Here is a 16,504-nt window from a genome sequence, read left to right as displayed (position 1 = left end):
GGCTGTTTAGGCCGCGCCCCGCGCCCGCTCAAGGCGCCCGCCCTGGCGCGGCCCCCCACCCGCGGGCCGCTCCGGGCGGGGCCTGCGGGGCTTTGACCGCTTGCCCGACGCTCACGGCCATGGCACCCCTTGCTGGATTTGGCCCCGCCCGGCGCCGTGCCGGGGGCGTGGCCGCTCCCCACGGGACGAGGCGAAGGAACGACACCATGGTCGAACGGCTGATCGAATCAATCCTGTTTCGCAGCCGCTGGATCATGGCCCCCTTCTATCTGGGGCTGGCGGTGGCGCTGCTGGTGCTGCTGTTCAAGTTCGGCGCCGAGCTGGTGCATTTCATCGGCCATGCGGTGTCCGCCTCCGAGAGCGACATCATCCTCGGCATCCTGGCCCTGGTGGACCTCACCTTGACGGGCAACCTGGTGCTGATCGTCATTTTCTCCGGCTACGAGAACTTCGTGTCGAAGATCGATCCCGCCGGCCACCCCGACTGGCCGGAGTGGATGACCAAGGTCGACTTCACCGGCCTCAAGCAGAAGCTCCTGGCGTCCATCGTCGCCATCTCCGCGATCCAGCTGTTGAAGGCGTTCATGAACCTGCCGAAGGGCTACAGCCAGGACACGCTGACCTGGCTGGTGGTGATCCATGTGGTGTTCGTCGGCTCCAGCCTGCTGCTCGCCTGGAGCGACAAACTCTCCAGCGACAAGCACTAAGGCACGGCGGCCCCGCTTGCCGCAGATGACATCGCCGGCCGCGCCGTCTACCTCTTGACGGCAGCCGTGCGAACGCGGCCGCGAATGCCCGGCCCCGAGGAGGCCCCGCCGTCGATGTCCGACGTTTTGCGTGCACTGGTTCTCGTCGCCGGGCTGCTGCTGGCGTGCCTCGCCCCCGCCGGAGCCGACACCGCGCCTGATCCGCTGGCCCCGGAAGCGCCGGCCGACGCGGCGCCGGTCAATCCGCTCCAGCCCATGGACACCTCAAGCCCCAGCGCCACCTATCAGAGCCTGATGAGCGGCAGCCGGGCGCTGGGCATCGCCTTCAAGGCCTATCTCGGGCACAAGACCCTGGACGGCGCGGAAACGCTGCTGGCGGACATGAACCGGCTGCGCCAGCTGCTGGATCTCGATCCCCTGCCCCGCGCCACCCGCTTCAAGGTGAGCGCCCTGGCCATCGGCTATCTGGCCGACATCCTGGAGCGGCTGCCACAGGTGCCCGCCGCGCAGATCCCCGGCGCCGCCGGCCGCGACTGGGGCACGCTGCCGGACAAATGGCGCATCCCCGGCACCGAGATCACCATCGCCAAGGTCAAGGAGGGTCCGCGGGCTGGCGAATATCTGTTTTCCGCCGACACTGTGGAGCAACTGGAAGACTTTCACAGCCGCATCATCGGCCAGCCGCCCCTGCGGCCGGTGCTGTTCGCCAATTGGCACATGGAGCAGGTGAATTTCACCGGGCCGGTGTTCTCCGACTACTGGCTGCGGCGGCTGCCGGCGCCGCTGCTGCGCAATGTGCTCGACACCCCGCTCTGGAAGGTGCTGCTGAGCTTCGCCCTGGTGGTCGCGGTCTTCACCGTGGTGCGGCTGTGGGCCGGCCTCGCCCGGCGCCTCGCCCGGCGCGCCGGCGCCGCCGGTCGGCTGGGCTGGCGCCTGTCGGTGCCGGTGCTGTTCCTCATCACCTATTTCGCGGCGGTGGTCTTCATCCGCAGCCAGGTGAACCTGTCCGGCGCCTTCGCCATTGGCGAAGGCTATTTCACCGCCATTGTCCTCTATTGCGCCGGCGCCTGGACCGCCTGGCTCGGCTGCTTCTTCCTCGCGGAAGCCGTGATCGCTTCGCCGCGCATTCCCGACCACAGCTATGACGCTCACCTGCTGCGCCTTGCCGCGCGGCTGGCGGCGGCGATCTCCGCCGCCATCATCCTGGTCTATGGCGCCAATGCCATCGGCATCCCCGCCCTCGGCCTGGTGGCCGGCCTCGGCATCGGCGGCTTCGCCGTGGCGCTGGCCTCCAAATCCAGCGTCGAGAATCTATTCGGCGGCATCGCCATCTTCGCCGACCGGCCATTTCGGGTGGGCGACTATATCGACTATGGCCCCGTGGGCGGCGGCTGGGTGGAAGCCATCGGCTCACGCTCCTGCCGCATCCGCGCCCTGGATGGCACCTTGATCACCGTGCCCAACGGCGAACTGGCCAACATGCCGCTACGGAATATTACCCGGCGCACCCGCAGCCTGTTCGATCACGACATCGGCCTGCGCTACGAAACCTCGCCGGCGCAGGTCGAGGCGCTGATCGGCGCCATCCGCGACCGGCTCGCCGCCCACCCCATGGTGGAGCAGGCGCCCGGCTTCCCGCGGGTGGTGGTGACCGATTTCGCCAGCTCGGCGATCAACGTGCATGTGCGCGTCTATGTGCTGACGGCGGAGCTGCCGGTGTTCCTGGCGGTGCAACACGAGCTGCTGCTGGAGATCATGCGGCTGGTGGGCGCGGCGGGAACCGGCTTCGCCTTCCCCAGCCAGACCACCTATCTCGCCCGCGACCCGGGCATCGACACGACCCTGCGCGACCGGTTCGATGCCGCCGCACCGGCGCCGGACGGGCCCGGCTAGCGCCCGGGCAGCACCAGCACCGTCGGGCGTTTTGGCAGCTCGGTCCGGCTGAGGCGCACCATGGGTTCCGATGCAGACGTGATGGCGTAGCGGGTTCCGAGCCGGTCGAGGAACCGCTCCAGCCCCCAGCGGCTGAAATAATGCATGGGAATCACCAGCGGCGCGCCGATCTGCGCCAGGGTCTGCGCCATGCCGTCGAGGTCGAGGGTATAGGAGCCATCCACCGGTGCCAGCACCACGTCGATGCGGCCGAGCGCGGCCAGATGCTCGGGCGTCAGCAGATGGTGCAGATGGCCGAGATGGGCGATGCACAGCCCGGCCACCTCGAACACGAAGATGGAATTGCCGTCATATTCGGTGCCGGCCCCATCCCGCAGGTTGGTGGGCACGTTGCGAATCCACACGTCATCCAGGGTCAGCTCGTGGCGCACCGGCCCGCCGTCCGGATTCCAGCCGCGCAGCACGTGGGCAATGCGCGGGTCGGGCGCGAAACTGTAATGGGTGTCGTGGGCGTGGTTCATGGTGACCACATCCGGCACCCGCGGCACCGGCACGTAGTCATTGTAGTCAGTGACGATGCTCACCCCGCCGGGGCTCTCGATGAGGAAGCTCGCATGGCCGAGAAAAGTCACGGCCACCTGACCCGCAGCCGCATCCGCCTGCACATAAGCCTGCACATCCGCCTGCGTTTGGCGCAGCCGGTCCAGGGGACGCCCCGCATCCGCCGGGCTCCAGGCGGCCAGTCGGGGCCGCGCCATTGCCAGCAGAGTGGGGATGGGCGCGCCCGCCACCAGGCGCGGACACTTCTCCGGTACCGCCCAGGCGGGGACGGAAAAGAGTATCGCGGCGAAGAGGAACAGGGCCGCGAGGCCCCGGCATCCGCGTCTTCTCGTCATGGCGCCTCCGCGCGGCGGTCAAGCCACCACCAGACCAAAGAACAGGCACGCCTCAATCTTCAGCAAATACACCCATTCCGCAATGCAGTGGCGACTCACACCGGCGTGAGATGGGCATGCCCCACAAAGACCAAGATTGGCTCCGGCATCTGACCTTGAGAAATCATGCGCAAGGGTGCAGAACGAAGCCCGCGCAGGGGCGGAGCGTTCACGATGCATTTCAACATGGTCATCATCCAGCCGGCGGTGGCGCTGATCGCAGGTGTGCTGATCCTCGTTTTTCCGCGCCTGCTCAACGTTCTGGTCGCCCTCTATCTGATCATCGTCGGGCTCACGGGGCTGCTGGCCCAATAGGCGACTCTCGAAAGAAAAGACGAAAGGAGCGCCTTGGAACGTGCCGCTGCGGTTGATGCTTTGTGCACTGCGAGCTAAAGCATCCGCCCATCCCGCATGTCCCGCGCCCCTCCACAAGGGATCTCTTAGATGACGAAATGGGTCTACACCTTCGGCGACGGCAAGGCCGAGGGCAAAGCCGATATGAAGAACCTGCTCGGTGGCAAGGGCGCCAACCTCGCCGAGATGTCCAACCTCGGCCTGCCCGTCCCGCCCGGCTTCACCATCACCACGGAAGTGTGCACCTATTACTACGCCCACGGCGAGACCTATCCGGCCGAGCTGAAGGGTGATGTGGAGAAGGCCCTCGCCCAGGTGGGCGAACTGACCGGCAAGTCGTTCGGCGACGCCACCAACCCGCTGCTGGTCTCGGTGCGCTCCGGCGCCCGCGCCTCCATGCCGGGCATGATGGACACCGTGCTCAACCTCGGCCTCAACGACGAGACCGTGGAGGCCGTGGCCAAGCTCGCCGGCGACCGGCGCTTCGCCTACGACAGCTACCGCCGCTTCATCACCATGTATTCCGACGTGGTGATGGGGGTAGCCCACCACCATTACGAAGAGATCCTCGAGGACTACAAGTCCGAGAAGGGCTTCACCCTCGACACCGAGCTTTCGGCGGACGACTGGGCGTTCCTGATCACCAAGTACAAGGCCAAGTACGAGGCTGAGCTGGGCAAGCCCTTCCCGCAGGACCCGGGCGAGCAGCTGTGGGGCGCCATCGGCGCCGTGTTCGGCTCCTGGATGAACAATCGCGCCATCACCTACCGCCGGCTGCACGCCATTCCGGAGAGTTGGGGCACCGCGGTGAACGTGCAGTCCATGGTGTTCGGCAACATGGGCGAGACCTCGGCCACCGGCGTCGCCTTCACCCGTAACCCGTCCACCGGCGAGAACGCGCTCTATGGCGAGTTCCTGGTGAACGCCCAGGGCGAGGACGTGGTGGCGGGCATCCGCACCCCGCAGGACCTCACCGAGCGCGCCCGCATTGCCTCCGGCTCCGACAAGCCCTCCATGGAAAGCGCCCTGCCGGACGCCTTCAAGGAGTTCGAGCGCATCTCGCACATCCTCGAGAACCACTACCGTGACATGCAGGACATGGAATTCACGGTGGAAAAGGGCAAGCTGTGGATGCTGCAGACCCGCTCCGGCAAGCGCACCGGCAAGGCCGCGCTGCGCATCGCCGTCGAGCTGGCCAATGAGGGCCTGATCACCCAGGAGGAAGCGGTGGGCCGCGTCGAGGCCGGCGCCCTCGATCAGCTGCTGCATCCCGCCATCGACCCCAAGGCCCCGCGCACGGTGCTCACCACCGGCCTGCCGGCCTCCCCCGGCGCCGCCGCCGGTGCCATCGTGTTCTCCGCCGACGAGGCCGAGGCCTGGAAGGAAAAGGGCCGCAAGGTCATCCTGGTGCGCGCCGAGACCTCGCCTGAGGACATCAACGGCATGCACGCCGCCGAAGGCATCCTCACCTCGCGGGGCGGCATGACCTCCCACGCGGCGGTGGTGGCCCGCGGCATGGGCAAGCCCTGCGTCTCCGGCGCCGGCGCCCTGCGCATCGACTATGCCGCGCAGACCATGACGGTGGGCGGAGAGACCTTCAAGAAGGGCGATCTGCTCACCATCGACGGCGGCACCGGCCAGGTGCTGAAGGGCGAGGTGGCCATGCAGCAGCCGGAACTCTCCGGCGAGTTCGCCACCCTCATGAGCTGGGCCGATAAGGTGCGCCGCCTGAAGGTGCGCGCCAATGCCGAGACCCCGGCCGACGCCCGCGTCGCCCGTTCGTTCGGCGCCGAAGGCATCGGCCTGTGCCGCACCGAGCACATGTTCTTCGATGCCGGCCGCATCCTGGCCGTGCGCGAGATGATCCTGGCCGATGACGAGGCCGGCCGCCGCGCCGCGCTCGCCAAGCTGCTGCCCATGCAGCGGGCCGACTTCGTCGAGCTGTTCGAGATCATGAAGGGCCTGCCGGTCACCATCCGCCTGCTCGACCCGCCGCTGCACGAGTTCCTGCCTCACACCGAGGCGGAAACCCTGGAGGTGGCCAAGAGCCTGGGCGTGGACGTGGAGCGCATCGAGCGGCGCAACAAGGAGCTGCACGAGATGAACCCGATGCTCGGGTTCCGCGGCTGCCGCATCGCCATCGCCTTCCCCGAAATCGCCGAGATGCAGGCGCGCGCCATCTTCGAGGCGGCGGTCATCGCCGCCAAGCAGACCGGCGAGACCGTGGTGCCGGAAATCATGGTACCGCTCATCGCCACCAAGGCCGAGCTGGACATCGTCGGCGCGGTGATCCGCAAGGCTGCGGCCGATGTGGAAGCCGAGACCGGCGCCAAGCTCACCTTCCAGGTGGGCACCATGATCGAATTGCCGCGCGCCGCGCTGCAGGCCGACAAGATCGCCGAGAGCGCCGAATTCTTCTCGTTCGGCACCAACGATCTGACCCAGACCACCTTCGGCGTCTCCCGTGACGACGCCGGCACCTTCCTTGGCACCTATGTGCAGAAGGGCATCATGGAGACCGATCCGTTCGTCTCCATCGACGTGGAAGGCGTGGGCCAGCTGGTGAAGCTCGGCGCCGAGCGCGGCCGCGCCACCCGGCCCAACCTCAAGCTTGGCATCTGCGGCGAGCATGGCGGTGATCCGGCCTCGGTGAAGTTCTGCGACAGCATCGGCCTCGACTATGTGTCGTGCTCGCCGTTCCGGGTTCCGATCGCCCGCCTGGCCGCCGCCCAGGCCGCCCTGGCCCACAAGAAGGGCTGAGGCGCCCCGTCTCCCCATTGGCCCGCCGCTGATGCCGACGTATCATCGGCGGACCCTGGAGGGGACACCCATGCTGTTCAACGCTCAGTCCAGATTGAACACTCATTCCATGGCGGCGCGGCTTCTGGCCGGCGCCGCCATTTTCATGTCCGCGCTCCTTCCGGTCACCGCGGCGCACGCGGCCGGCCTCGACGGCTTCCTCTCCGGCTTCCGCGCCTGCGACTATGCTGATGAAGGCGACCCCTTCGAGCGCTTCGTCCACTCCCTGGCGGAGCGCTATGGCAACCCCTTCACCGATGCCCCGGCCCGCGCCGCCGAGCGCGCCGAGTTGGCGATCGTGGTGCCGCCAGAGCTCGCCAGCGCCATCGGCCGCCCCAAGAGCCAGAACCAGGGCGACCACACCCTCGTCACAGTGCCCCTCAAGGGCAGTTTTGGCGGTCTGGCGGTGAGCCGTCTGGAATTCGCCTTCGGGAATGAAAACGGCATCAATGCCGCCACCCTGGTGTTCAGCGCCAGCCGGGCGGATGTGGTGAAGGCCTTCGGCGCCTCGGTGGCGCGCGGCAACAAGAAGGGCGAAGAGCAGGGCCAGGACGGTGCCGGCTATTTCGCCGAGATCCCCACCGAGGAGCCCGGCCGCATTCTCTGCGACTGGTCCACCTGAGGGCCCCCTCCTCCCGCCGCGCCCCGGCGATGGCACGGCCTTGGCGCGGCCTTGGCATCGTGCGCACTTCGTTAACCCTGTTCGCGCAATGTGAGGGAGAAAGCGGCACCGCCGGCGGGACACTGGCGTTGAAAACGCAAACCGCCCGCCGGGCGGTCCCGACGGGCGGTTTGAAGATCAAGCGTTCAAAGGAACATGGCGGGCCCGCAGCGGGCGGCCCTCACTCCACGCCCTCACTCCACGATCGCGTCAGCGGCCACCGGAGCCCCGGCGTTCTCCGGCTGGCTGGCGTTGAGCGCCATGCCGGTCAGAACGTAGCCGAGCACCAGAACCGCGAACACGGCAATGCGCTTATACATCGTGTCACCCCGACCCAAACGTCTCGTCCGGGTCGCGGCCCCCTCGCCGAATCCCGAACCGAAGCGTTTTCTAATCCCCCAAACCCAAATGGACGATGAACGTCGCACAGAAATCTGCGCGACGCTCCGTCGCGGGGGAAGGCGCTGATCAGCCTTCGACGGCCTCTTCCGCCTCGAGCTCGGCGACCACTTCCGCGCGGGCTTCCGCCAGCTCGGCCTCGATCTCCGCATCCTCATCGCGCGCGGTGCGCACGTCCTCGCCGCGGGCCTGACGCTCGGCCTCGTCGGCGTTGCGGGCCACGTTGACCGACACGGTCACGGCCACCTCGGGGTGCAGGTGCACCGGCACCTCATGCAGACCCAGGGTCTTGATGGGGTGGTTGAGGTCGAGCTGGGCGCGGTCCACGGCGAAGCCGGCGGCCGTCAGGCCCTCGGCGATGTCGCGGGTGGACACCGAGCCGTAGAGCTGGCCGCTCTCGCCCGCCTGGCGCAGCATGGTGACGATCTGGCCGTTGAGCTTCTCGGCCACCGCCTCGGCGTCCTTGCGGCGCTCCAGGTTGCGCGCCTCGAGCTCGATCTTCATGGAATCAAAGCGCGCCTTGTTGGCCTTGGTGGCGCGTAGGGCCTTGCCCTTGGGCAGCAGGAAGTTGCGGGCGAAACCGTCGCGCACGCTCACCACTGCGCCCATCTGGCCGAGCTTGGCGACGCGCTCAAGAAGAATGACGTCCATTTTTGTCTCCTGGAATTGGAATCTGACTGAGGGGAAGAGGCTCCGTTCACCGGTCGTTGGCCGCCGGCGGGCCGAGCCCTGTGGCGAACCGGGAGCGGAAATCGAACAGCGCATCGGCGATGCCGAGCACCGCCATGGCGATCATCGGCCAGCCCAGCACCAGAGCGGTGATCCACAGGCCGGCGAGGATGAGGAAACGGGCGCCGTGGCCCAGAGTCACGGCGTGCACCACCGCGAAGCCGGCGAGGGCGTAGGCGAGCAGCAGCGTCGCCGCCAGCACCGAGGCGCACAGGCCCGGCATGCCCGGCACCAGGCTGACCACCAGGGCGCCGACCAGCGCGAAGCCGGCCAGCGGCGGAAGACGGAAGGCGGAGAGCTGCGGCCACGGCCGCGCCAGCCGCTGCGACACCAGTGCCGCGCGGCCCGCCAGATACAGGCACAGCAGCTGCGAGACCATGGAGATGGTGCCAGCCATGGGCGGCATGACATGGGCGACGAAGGTGCCCATTGCCTGCCCATCGTGCCCGGCGCCGGCGGCAGCGCCGCCGGTCATGGCCTCGAACGCCTCGGTCACCGCCGCGCGATAGGTCTCATAGTCGGTAGCCATGGCGAACAGGGCCACCCACACACCGAGAGAGGCGAAGCCGGCGGCCAGCAGCACCAGGCGCCCCACGGGGAACCAGGCGAGCCCGCCCTGCGCCTCGGCGAGGGGGCGACCCAGCAGCGCCGCATAGGAAAGGGCGAAGGCCGGCAGCCCCATGCCCACCGCATAGGCCAGCAGGAAGGAGCCGCTGTAGAAGAAGCCGAGCGCGGCGCTGGCCAGCACCACGGCGACGAGAGCAGCAAGGGGAGAGAAGGCGACGCCCGCGATCATCACCGGCAGCGGCGCGAGATAGAACAAGGGGACAGCCAGCATCGACCCGGCCGCGACACCGGCGGCCAGCAGAGCGGACGCCGCAGCGGCGGCGATGGCGATGAGGAAAAGCAGTCCCATTGCGACGAGCTGTCCCGCGATCTGCGGTTAGAGGCGGCCCGCGGCCGGCTCAGCCAAGCGCCCCGGGGACCATTCCCCGCGACGTGTCGTTTGAAGACACGGGCCGCCCGCGGGCGGCCCGGTCAAACGTGGATCGTGATCAGCGAATCACGAACGGCAGCAGGCCCAGGAAGCGGGCGCGCTTGATGGCCGCGGCCAGCTCGCGCTGCTTCTTGGCCGAAACGGCGGTGATGCGCGAGGGCACGATCTTGCCGCGCTCGGAGATGTAGCGCTGCAGCAGCCGCACGTCCTTGTAATCGATCTTCGGCGCGTTGGGGCCGGAGAACGGGCAGGTCTTGCGACGACGGAAGAAGGGGCGGCGCGCGCCGCCACCAGCCGGAGCGAAAGCCATCAGTTCTCCTCCCCGGCTTCGGCCTGGGTCTCTTCAGTGGGACGCGGACGGCGCGGGCGGTCCTCACGACCACCGAAGCCGCGGTCACCACGCTCGCCACGCTCGCCGCGATCCTCACGGTCGCGCTTCTGCAGCATGGCGGAGGGACCCTCCTCATGCGCCTCGACGCGCAGGGTGAGCACGCGCAGCACGTCTTCGTCGATGCGCTGCTGACGCTCCAGCTCCTGCACCGCCGCCGCCGGGGCGTCGATGTTCATGAGCGTGAAGTGCGCCTTGCGGTTCTTGTTCATGCGATAGGTGAGGGACTTCACGCCCCAATACTCGGTCTTGCCGACCGAGCCGCCATTCGCCTCGATGACACCCTTGAAACGGGTGGTGAGTTCCTCGACCTGCTGCGCCGTGACGTCCTGGCGCGCGAGGAACACGTGCTCGTAAAGCGGCATGTGTTCGTCTGCCTTTCAGTTTCATCTTCCGCCCACCGGCGCCAAGCCCTTCTTGCCTTTCGGAAAGGCGCGAAGCTCGGAAGGCGGGGACACGGGACGACGGGCTCTCGCCCTGCCCGCCCTTTCGGACCCTGAGGTCCGGCAAAGACAAGCCGTCCGTTCAGCCCCCGGCCGGGTGCGACGGAAGCGGGGCGTATAGCAGGTCTGTCGGGAAAGGCAAGGTGGCGGGCGCGGCCCCACGGGTGGGGCGTCAGCGCCGCCGGCCGGCCAGCTGGGCCACCTGCAGCACCGCCCGCTCGCAGATGGCCGGGGCAAGCGGCGCATGGCGGCGGGCGGCCAGCACGGCCTCATCCACCGCCAGCAGCGCCTTCAGGCAGCGATCGGGGCTGAAACCGTTGAGCGCCCGCTGCAATTTCGGCTTGCGGGAGAAGTGCACCGTCGGGCGCGCCTGGTCGATGACCCGGTCCGGGCTGGAGCCCGCCGCCACCTGCAGGGTCATGGCATGCAGGCTGGAAAGGCCGCGCAACAGCGCGCCGAGCACCGCATCGGGCCGGGTGGCGGCGCCGAACGCCTTGCCGAGGGCCTCCACCGCATCGCCGGTGGCGCCGCTCAGGGCCGCATCCACCACGTCGTCCAGGGCCAACGCCGAGGCATCGCCCACGATGGCCCGCACATCCTCGCTGGTCACCCGCCCCTGCCCCTGGGCATAGAGCGCCAGCTTCGCCACCTCGCCGCGCGAGGCGAGGCGATCGCCGCCGATGAGCGAGACCAGCAGCTCGCGGGCATCGCGATCAATGGCAAGGCCGGCCTCGGCCATCATGGTATCCACCAGCCGCGCGAGGTCCCGCTCGGTATCCGCATAGCAGGCGATGGCGAGGGCATTGGGGGAGGATTCGCACAGATTGCGCAGCGGCGCCCCGCGCTTGAGGTCGCCCGCCTCCACCACCACCAGGGTGGAGCTGCCGCTCTCCAGCACCGGCTGCAGGGCCGGCACGATGTTGCGGCTGCCGGCGCGCACCCACACCACCCGTTCACCACCGAACAGGCCGATGGTGGAGGTTTCGTCGATCAGCCGGCGCGGGTCGGAGGAGAGCTCATCGCCCTCCAGCCGCACCAAGGCGAACGGATCATGGGCATCGGGAATGGCGCGCTTCACCAGCGCGGCGGCGCGCTCGCGCACCAGCCCCACGTCGGGTCCGAAGATCAGCACCACATTCCGCTTGGGGTCGCGCTTGGCGAGGGCCGCCTCGGCGTCCCCCGGGCGCACCGCCACCATGGGATCAGCTGCCCGGGGTCTTGGTGGGCTCCTTGCCGCCGGCCGGCACCCCATTGGGATTGCGGATGAAATAGTCGGCGAGCTGCACCTTGATCTGGGCGGCCACCTCGCTGCCGGCACGCTCTTCCGCATTCTTGCGGGCGGCGTAGTTGGCGTAGCGCTGGTCGCTCACGTCGATGGTGGTGGTGCCGGAGGCCTGCCCCTGGGCCAGCGGCTTCTTCTTCTCGTCGCCCGCTTTCACCAGGCGCCAGTTGGCTCCCACCCGGATGACCTGATTCTCCGGCAGGCCCGAGGACGAGTTCACCAACGCCGTGGAGCTCGAGGTCTCCACCGAGATCAGCAGCTGCAGCGGCGCACCCTTGGGATTGCCGGCGCCGCCGGTGAGGTCATAGATCAGGGCGTTGCGCAGGTCGTTGCCGAGCCGGCCCTGGATCATCACCACTTCCACGTCCTGCAGCTTTTCCTGCAGGGCGGGGCCGCCGACGGTGGAATTCTCCGCATACATCGGCTGGAAGCAGCCGGCGAGGCCGCCGGACAACAGCCCCACCACCGCCAAGCGCGCCAGAAGCGCGGCGCGGCGGGAACGGAGCGCGGGGGAGACCGGAGCGGTCCCGGAAGACGGGGTGTCAGGCAACGACATTCACGATCCTCTGCGGCACCACGATGATACGCTTTGGCGCGCGGCCGTCGAGAGCCCGCTGCACGCTGTCGAGGGCGAGCACCGCCTGTTCCACCTCGGCCGGGGTGGCGCCAAGGGACACTTCGATGTCGCCGCGCTTCTTGCCGTTGATCTGGATGGGCAGGGTCACCGTGTCCTGGCGCAGCAGCGCCGGCTCAGTCGCCGGCCAGCGCGCCTCCGCCACCAGCGTGTCGTGGCCCAGCGCCGCCCAGCACTCCTCGGCCAGATGCGGGGTCATGGGCGCCACCACGGCCACCACCATCTCCGCCGCCTCGCGCAACGCGAAGGCGAGATCAGCCGGCACGCCATCCGTGGCAGCACGGGCCGCAGCCACGGCGCCGCCATAGACGTTGGCGAACTCGTGCACATGGGCGACGCCCACGTTGAAGCGCAGCCGCTCGATGTCCTCGGCCACTGCCGCCACCAATCCGTGGGCGGCCCGGCGCAGGCCGAGCGCCGCCGCGCCGAAGGTCTCCGGCTTCGGTGCGCCGGGGGCAGCGCCGAGCTCGATGCTCTCGCCCACCAGGCGCCACACCCGCTGCACGAAGCGCCAGGCGCCCTCGATGCCACCCTGCGTCCACTCGCTGTCGCGCTCGGGCGGGGTATCGGAGAGCATGAACCAGCGGGCGCAATCCACGCCGTAGGTATCCGCCACCACTTCCGGCGCCACCACGTTGCGCTTGGATTTGGACATCTTCTCCGGCGGCGCCACCGTCACCGGCGAGCCATCGGAGAGCTTCACCGCCTTGCCGGGGCCGGTCAGCTTCACCTCTTCGGGGTAAAGCCACTTGCCGTCCTGATCCTTGTAGGTCTCATGGACGATCATGCCCTGGGTGAAGAGGCCGGCGAACGGCTCCTCCACGTCCACCCGCCCGCAGCGCTTCAGCGCCCGGGTGAAGAAGCGGGAATAGAGCAGGTGCAGAATGGCATGCTCGATACCGCCGATATACTGGTCCACCGGCAGCCAATGGGCCACCGCGGCCTTGTCCAGCGGGACCTCCACATTGTCCGAGGCATAGCGCAGGTAATACCAGGACGAATCCACGAAGGTGTCCATGGTGTCGGTTTCGCGCCGGGCCGGCTTGCCGCACTTGGGGCACGGCACATCGCGCCACGCCGTGGCGCGGTCCAGCGGATTGCCGGGCTTGTCGAAGCTCACATCCTCCGGCAGCCGCACCGGCAGCTGGTCGCGCGGCACGCCCACCGGGCCGCAGCTGTCGCAATGGATGATCGGGATGGGGCAGCCCCAATAGCGCTGGCGGGAAATGCCCCAGTCGCGCAGGCGGAAGTTCACCTTGCGGGTGCCCTGGGGAACCTCCCCCACCCGGAAGCGCTCCAGCTGGCGCGCCACCGCCTCCTTGGCCTGGGCGATGCCCATGCCATCGAGGAAGCCGGAATTGAACAGGGTGCCGTCGCCGTCATAGGCCTCATCGTCGATGGCGAAGGCGCCGGCGTCGGTGTCCGGCGGCAGCACCACCGGCACCACCGGCAGGTGATACTTGCGGGCGAAATCAAGGTCGCGCTGGTCGTGGGCCGGGCAGCCGAAAATGGCGCCGGTGCCATAGTCCATGAGCACGAAATTCGCCACATAGACCGGCACGATGCGCTTGGGATCCAGCGGATGCACCACCTTGAGGCCGGTATCGAAGCCCTTCTTTTCCTGGGTCTCGATGGCCTCGGCGGAGGTGCCGCCGGTCTTGCAGTCGGCCACGAACGCCGTGAGCGCCGGGTTCTGGGCAGCCAGGGCCTGGGTCAGCGGATGGTCGGGCGAAAGCGCCAGGAAGGCGGCGCCGAACAGGGTATCGGGTCGGGTGGTGTAGACCTTCACGGCGCTGGTGTCGGCCGGAGCGAAACCCTTGGCGAACTCGAACAGCACTTCGAGCCCTTCCGAGCGGCCGATCCAGTTGCGCTGCATGAGGCGCACCTTCTCCGGCCAGCGGTCGAGGGTCTCGAGGGCGTCCAGCAGTTCCTGGGCGAAATCGGTGATGCGCAGGAACCACTGGGAGAGCTTGCGGCGCTCGACGATGGCCCCGGAGCGCCAGCCGCGGCCGTCGATCACCTGCTCATTGGCGAGCACGGTGTGGTCCACCGGGTCCCAATTGACCTCGCTCTCCTTGCGATAGGCGAGGCCGTTGTCGAGGAAATCCAGGAAGATGCGCTGTTGCTCGACATAATAAGAGGGATCGCAGGTGGCGATCTCCCGATTCCAGTCGAGGGAGAGGCCGAGCAGTTGCAGCTGCTCACGCATGGCGGCGATGTTCTCGTAGGTCCAGCTCTTGGGATGGATGCCGCGTTCGATTGCCGCATTCTCCGCCGGCAGGCCAAACGCATCCCAGCCCATCGGGTGCAGCACGTTGAAGCCCTGCATGCGCTTGTAGCGCGCCAGCACGTCGCCCATCACGTAATTGCGACCGTGGCCGATGTGGATGCGCCCCGACGGATAGGGGAACATCTCCATCACGAAGAATTTTGGGCGCGGGTCGTCGTTGCGGGTGCGGAAGATGCCGCGCTCAGCCCAGGTCTTCTGCCAACGGGGTTCAGCCTCGCGGGCGTTGTAGCGGTCGGAGGCGCGCTCCGCAGTGCGATCTTGGGTCATAGTGCCGTTTAGGGATCGGAAAGCGGCGGGACTAGGACAGAAACCGGCGTCCCGGTCAACCATCGCAGCGCAACGCAGGCCGCAGGATGCCGCAAGGGCGCCCAAGCCGGCTATCAGGCCGGCCATCAAGCCGGCCATCAAGGCTTGCCTCACGGCGCCCCATCGTCCATCAAGCTGCATACAAAAGAGGGGATGCAGAATGGGATTTGTGCGCCGCGCCATGGTGCTCCGACTCGTCGCCACGACCTCAGCGGTCTTCGCCAGCGCCCTCGCAGCCGTGGCACTCTCCACATCGGCGGCGCTGGCGGCCGATGGCGCACCGGTGCTGAACGGCGCCACCCTGTCTCCGCTGTGGAGCATCCCGTTCGCCGGCATGCTCCTGTCCATCGCCCTGTTTCCGCTGCTGGCCGGCCACTTCTGGCATCACCACTATGGCAAGGTGGCGCTGTTCTGGGCGGCGGCCTTCGTCATCCCCTTCGCCGCCACATACGGGCCGGGGGCCACCACCCACGAGGTGGTGCACACCGCGTTGCTGGAATACATCCCCTTCATCATCCTGCTGTTCGCATTGTTCACCGTGTCCGGGGGCATCCTGATCACCGGCAATCTGCACGGCAGCCCGGCCATGAACACGGCGATCCTGGCCTTCGGCACGCTGATCGCCAGCCTCATCGGCACCACCGGCGCCTCCATGGTGCTGATCCGCCCGCTGCTGCGCGCCAACGACAACCGCCGCTATAACGTGCACACGGTGGTGTTCTTCATCTTCCTGGTGTCCAACATCGGCGGCTCGCTGACGCCGCTGGGTGATCCGCCCCTGTTCCTGGGCTTCTTGAAGGGGGTGAGCTTCTTCTGGACCACCACCCACCTCCTGCACGACACCGTGGTGATCGCGGTGCTGCTGCTGATCGCCTTCTACCTGCTGGATCGGTATTTCTACGCCAAGGAAGAGGGGCGCAAGCTGAAGCTCGACCCCACCCCGGACACGGAAGGCCTCGGCCTGCGCGGCGCACAGAACCTGCCGCTGCTGGGTGGCATCATCGGCGCCATCCTTCTTTCCGCGCTGTGGAAGCCCGGCATCGTGTTCGACGTGCTCGGCACCCATGTGGAGCTGCAGTGGATCGTGCGCGACGTGCTGCTGGTGGTCATCTCCCTGATCTCGCTGGCCATCACCCCCAAGATCCTGCGGGAGCGCAACGGCTTCGATTGGGAGCCGATCCTGGAGGTGGCCAAGCTGTTCGCCGCCATCTTCCTCACCATTATCCCGGTCATCGCCATCCTGAAGGCGGGGCTCAACGGCGCCTTCTCGCCGCTGGTGCAGCTGGTCACCTCACCCACCGGCGAGCCGGTGAACGTGTGGTACTTCTGGCTCACCGGCGCCCTGTCGTCGTTCCTCGACAACGCCCCGACCTATCTGGTGTTCTTCAACCTGGCCGGCGGCAACCCGCACCAGCTGATGGGCCCGCTGGCGGTGACGCTGGAGGCGATCTCGGCCGGCGCGGTGTTCATGGGCGCCATGACCTATATCGGCAACGCGCCCAACTTCATGGTGCTGTCCATCGCCCGCCACCGCGGCGTGAAGATGCCGAGCTTCTTCGGCTACATGGCGTGGTCCGTGGTGTTCCTGGTGCCCTGCTTCGTGCTGCTCACCTTCCTCTATTTCCTGTGAGCGCTGGCCGTGGCGCCGCCTCCGGCGCCACGGCGATGTCCCCAAAGCAAAGCCCGC

General features: G+C 68.0%; 15 protein-coding genes. 6 read left to right on the top strand and 9 right to left on the bottom strand.

Annotation, left to right across the window (positions count from 1 at the left end; genetic code table 11):
- Positions 1 to 206 precede the first annotated feature (206 nt).
- Complete coding sequence (locus ACU4E7_RS10940; protein WP_447021521.1) at positions 207 to 707, top strand: TIGR00645 family protein; 501 nt, start codon at positions 207 to 209, stop codon at positions 705 to 707.
- Between the two features lie 114 nt (positions 708 to 821).
- Positions 822 to 2,600, top strand: a complete 1,779-nt coding sequence (locus ACU4E7_RS10935) for a mechanosensitive ion channel family protein (RefSeq protein WP_447021520.1) — start codon at positions 822 to 824, stop codon at positions 2,598 to 2,600.
- On the opposite strand, the gene ACU4E7_RS10930 is transcribed toward ACU4E7_RS10935, so the two are convergent.
- Complete coding sequence (locus ACU4E7_RS10930) at positions 2,597 to 3,496, bottom strand: MBL fold metallo-hydrolase (RefSeq protein WP_447021519.1); 900 nt, start codon at positions 3,494 to 3,496, stop codon at positions 2,597 to 2,599. The two genes, ACU4E7_RS10935 and ACU4E7_RS10930, sit on opposite strands and share 4 nt — an antisense overlap.
- Positions 3,497 to 3,709: 213 nt before the next feature.
- Between ACU4E7_RS10930 and ACU4E7_RS10925 the strand changes: the two genes are divergently transcribed.
- The 3 genes from ACU4E7_RS10925 (at position 3,710) to ACU4E7_RS10915 (ending at position 7,310) form a co-directional block, all read left to right on the top strand.
- Positions 3,710 to 3,850 carry a DUF3096 domain-containing protein gene (locus ACU4E7_RS10925; protein ID WP_238119781.1) on the top strand — a complete coding sequence of 47 codons (141 nt, stop codon included), beginning with the start codon at positions 3,710 to 3,712 and terminating at the stop codon, positions 3,848 to 3,850.
- A gap of 129 nt (positions 3,851 to 3,979) precedes the next feature.
- A complete protein-coding gene (ppdK, locus tag ACU4E7_RS10920) occupies positions 3,980 to 6,649 on the top strand; it encodes a pyruvate, phosphate dikinase (protein WP_447021518.1) in 2,670 nt (889 codons plus the stop codon).
- Between the two features lie 70 nt (positions 6,650 to 6,719).
- Positions 6,720 to 7,310 (top strand): hypothetical protein, encoded by a 591-nt coding sequence (locus ACU4E7_RS10915; RefSeq protein WP_447021517.1) that lies wholly within the window; start codon positions 6,720 to 6,722, stop codon positions 7,308 to 7,310.
- Between the two features lie 233 nt (positions 7,311 to 7,543).
- Here the strand turns inward: ACU4E7_RS10915 and ACU4E7_RS10910 are convergent, their stop codons facing one another.
- From ACU4E7_RS10910 to leuS, 8 genes are all read right to left on the bottom strand, one after another.
- Positions 7,544 to 7,669: a hypothetical protein gene (locus ACU4E7_RS10910; RefSeq protein WP_273546037.1), complete on the bottom strand. Its 126-nt coding sequence runs from the start codon at positions 7,667 to 7,669 to the stop codon at positions 7,544 to 7,546.
- Between the two features lie 148 nt (positions 7,670 to 7,817).
- Entirely contained in the window at positions 7,818 to 8,399 is a 582-nt protein-coding gene (gene rplI, locus ACU4E7_RS10905; RefSeq protein ID WP_238119778.1) for a 50S ribosomal protein L9, read from the bottom strand.
- Positions 8,400 to 8,445: 46 nt separating this feature from the next.
- Complete coding sequence (locus tag ACU4E7_RS10900; protein ID WP_447021516.1) at positions 8,446 to 9,393, bottom strand: DUF2232 domain-containing protein; 948 nt, start codon at positions 9,391 to 9,393, stop codon at positions 8,446 to 8,448.
- Positions 9,394 to 9,532: 139 nt separating this feature from the next.
- Positions 9,533 to 9,784: a 30S ribosomal protein S18 gene (gene rpsR / locus ACU4E7_RS10895; RefSeq protein WP_238119776.1), complete on the bottom strand. Its 252-nt coding sequence runs from the start codon at positions 9,782 to 9,784 to the stop codon at positions 9,533 to 9,535.
- A complete protein-coding gene (gene rpsF, locus ACU4E7_RS10890; RefSeq protein ID WP_238119775.1) occupies positions 9,784 to 10,227 on the bottom strand; it encodes a 30S ribosomal protein S6 in 444 nt (147 codons plus the stop codon). Before rpsF ends, rpsR begins: the two co-directional genes overlap by 1 nt.
- Positions 10,228 to 10,477: 250 nt before the next feature.
- Positions 10,478 to 11,503, bottom strand: coding sequence for a DNA polymerase III subunit delta (gene holA / locus ACU4E7_RS10885; RefSeq protein WP_238119774.1), 1,026 nt, complete (start codon positions 11,501 to 11,503; stop codon positions 10,478 to 10,480).
- Positions 11,504 to 11,507: 4 nt separating this feature from the next.
- Complete coding sequence (gene lptE, locus ACU4E7_RS10880; protein WP_447021515.1) at positions 11,508 to 12,143, bottom strand: LPS assembly lipoprotein LptE; 636 nt, start codon at positions 12,141 to 12,143, stop codon at positions 11,508 to 11,510.
- Positions 12,130 to 14,778: a leucine--tRNA ligase gene (gene leuS, locus ACU4E7_RS10875; protein WP_447021514.1), complete on the bottom strand. Its 2,649-nt coding sequence runs from the start codon at positions 14,776 to 14,778 to the stop codon at positions 12,130 to 12,132. Before leuS ends, lptE begins: the two co-directional genes overlap by 14 nt.
- Before the next feature lie 199 nt (positions 14,779 to 14,977).
- Between leuS and ACU4E7_RS10870 the strand changes: the two genes are divergently transcribed.
- Positions 14,978 to 16,447 carry a sodium:proton antiporter gene (locus ACU4E7_RS10870; protein WP_447021513.1) on the top strand — a complete coding sequence of 490 codons (1,470 nt, stop codon included), beginning with the start codon at positions 14,978 to 14,980 and terminating at the stop codon, positions 16,445 to 16,447.
- Positions 16,448 to 16,504 lie beyond the last annotated feature (57 nt).

The organism is Xanthobacter sp. ZOL 2024 (assembly GCF_052932325.1).
The sequence above is the reverse complement of the archived record's forward strand: the minus strand, read 5'-3'. Positions and strand labels throughout refer to the sequence as shown.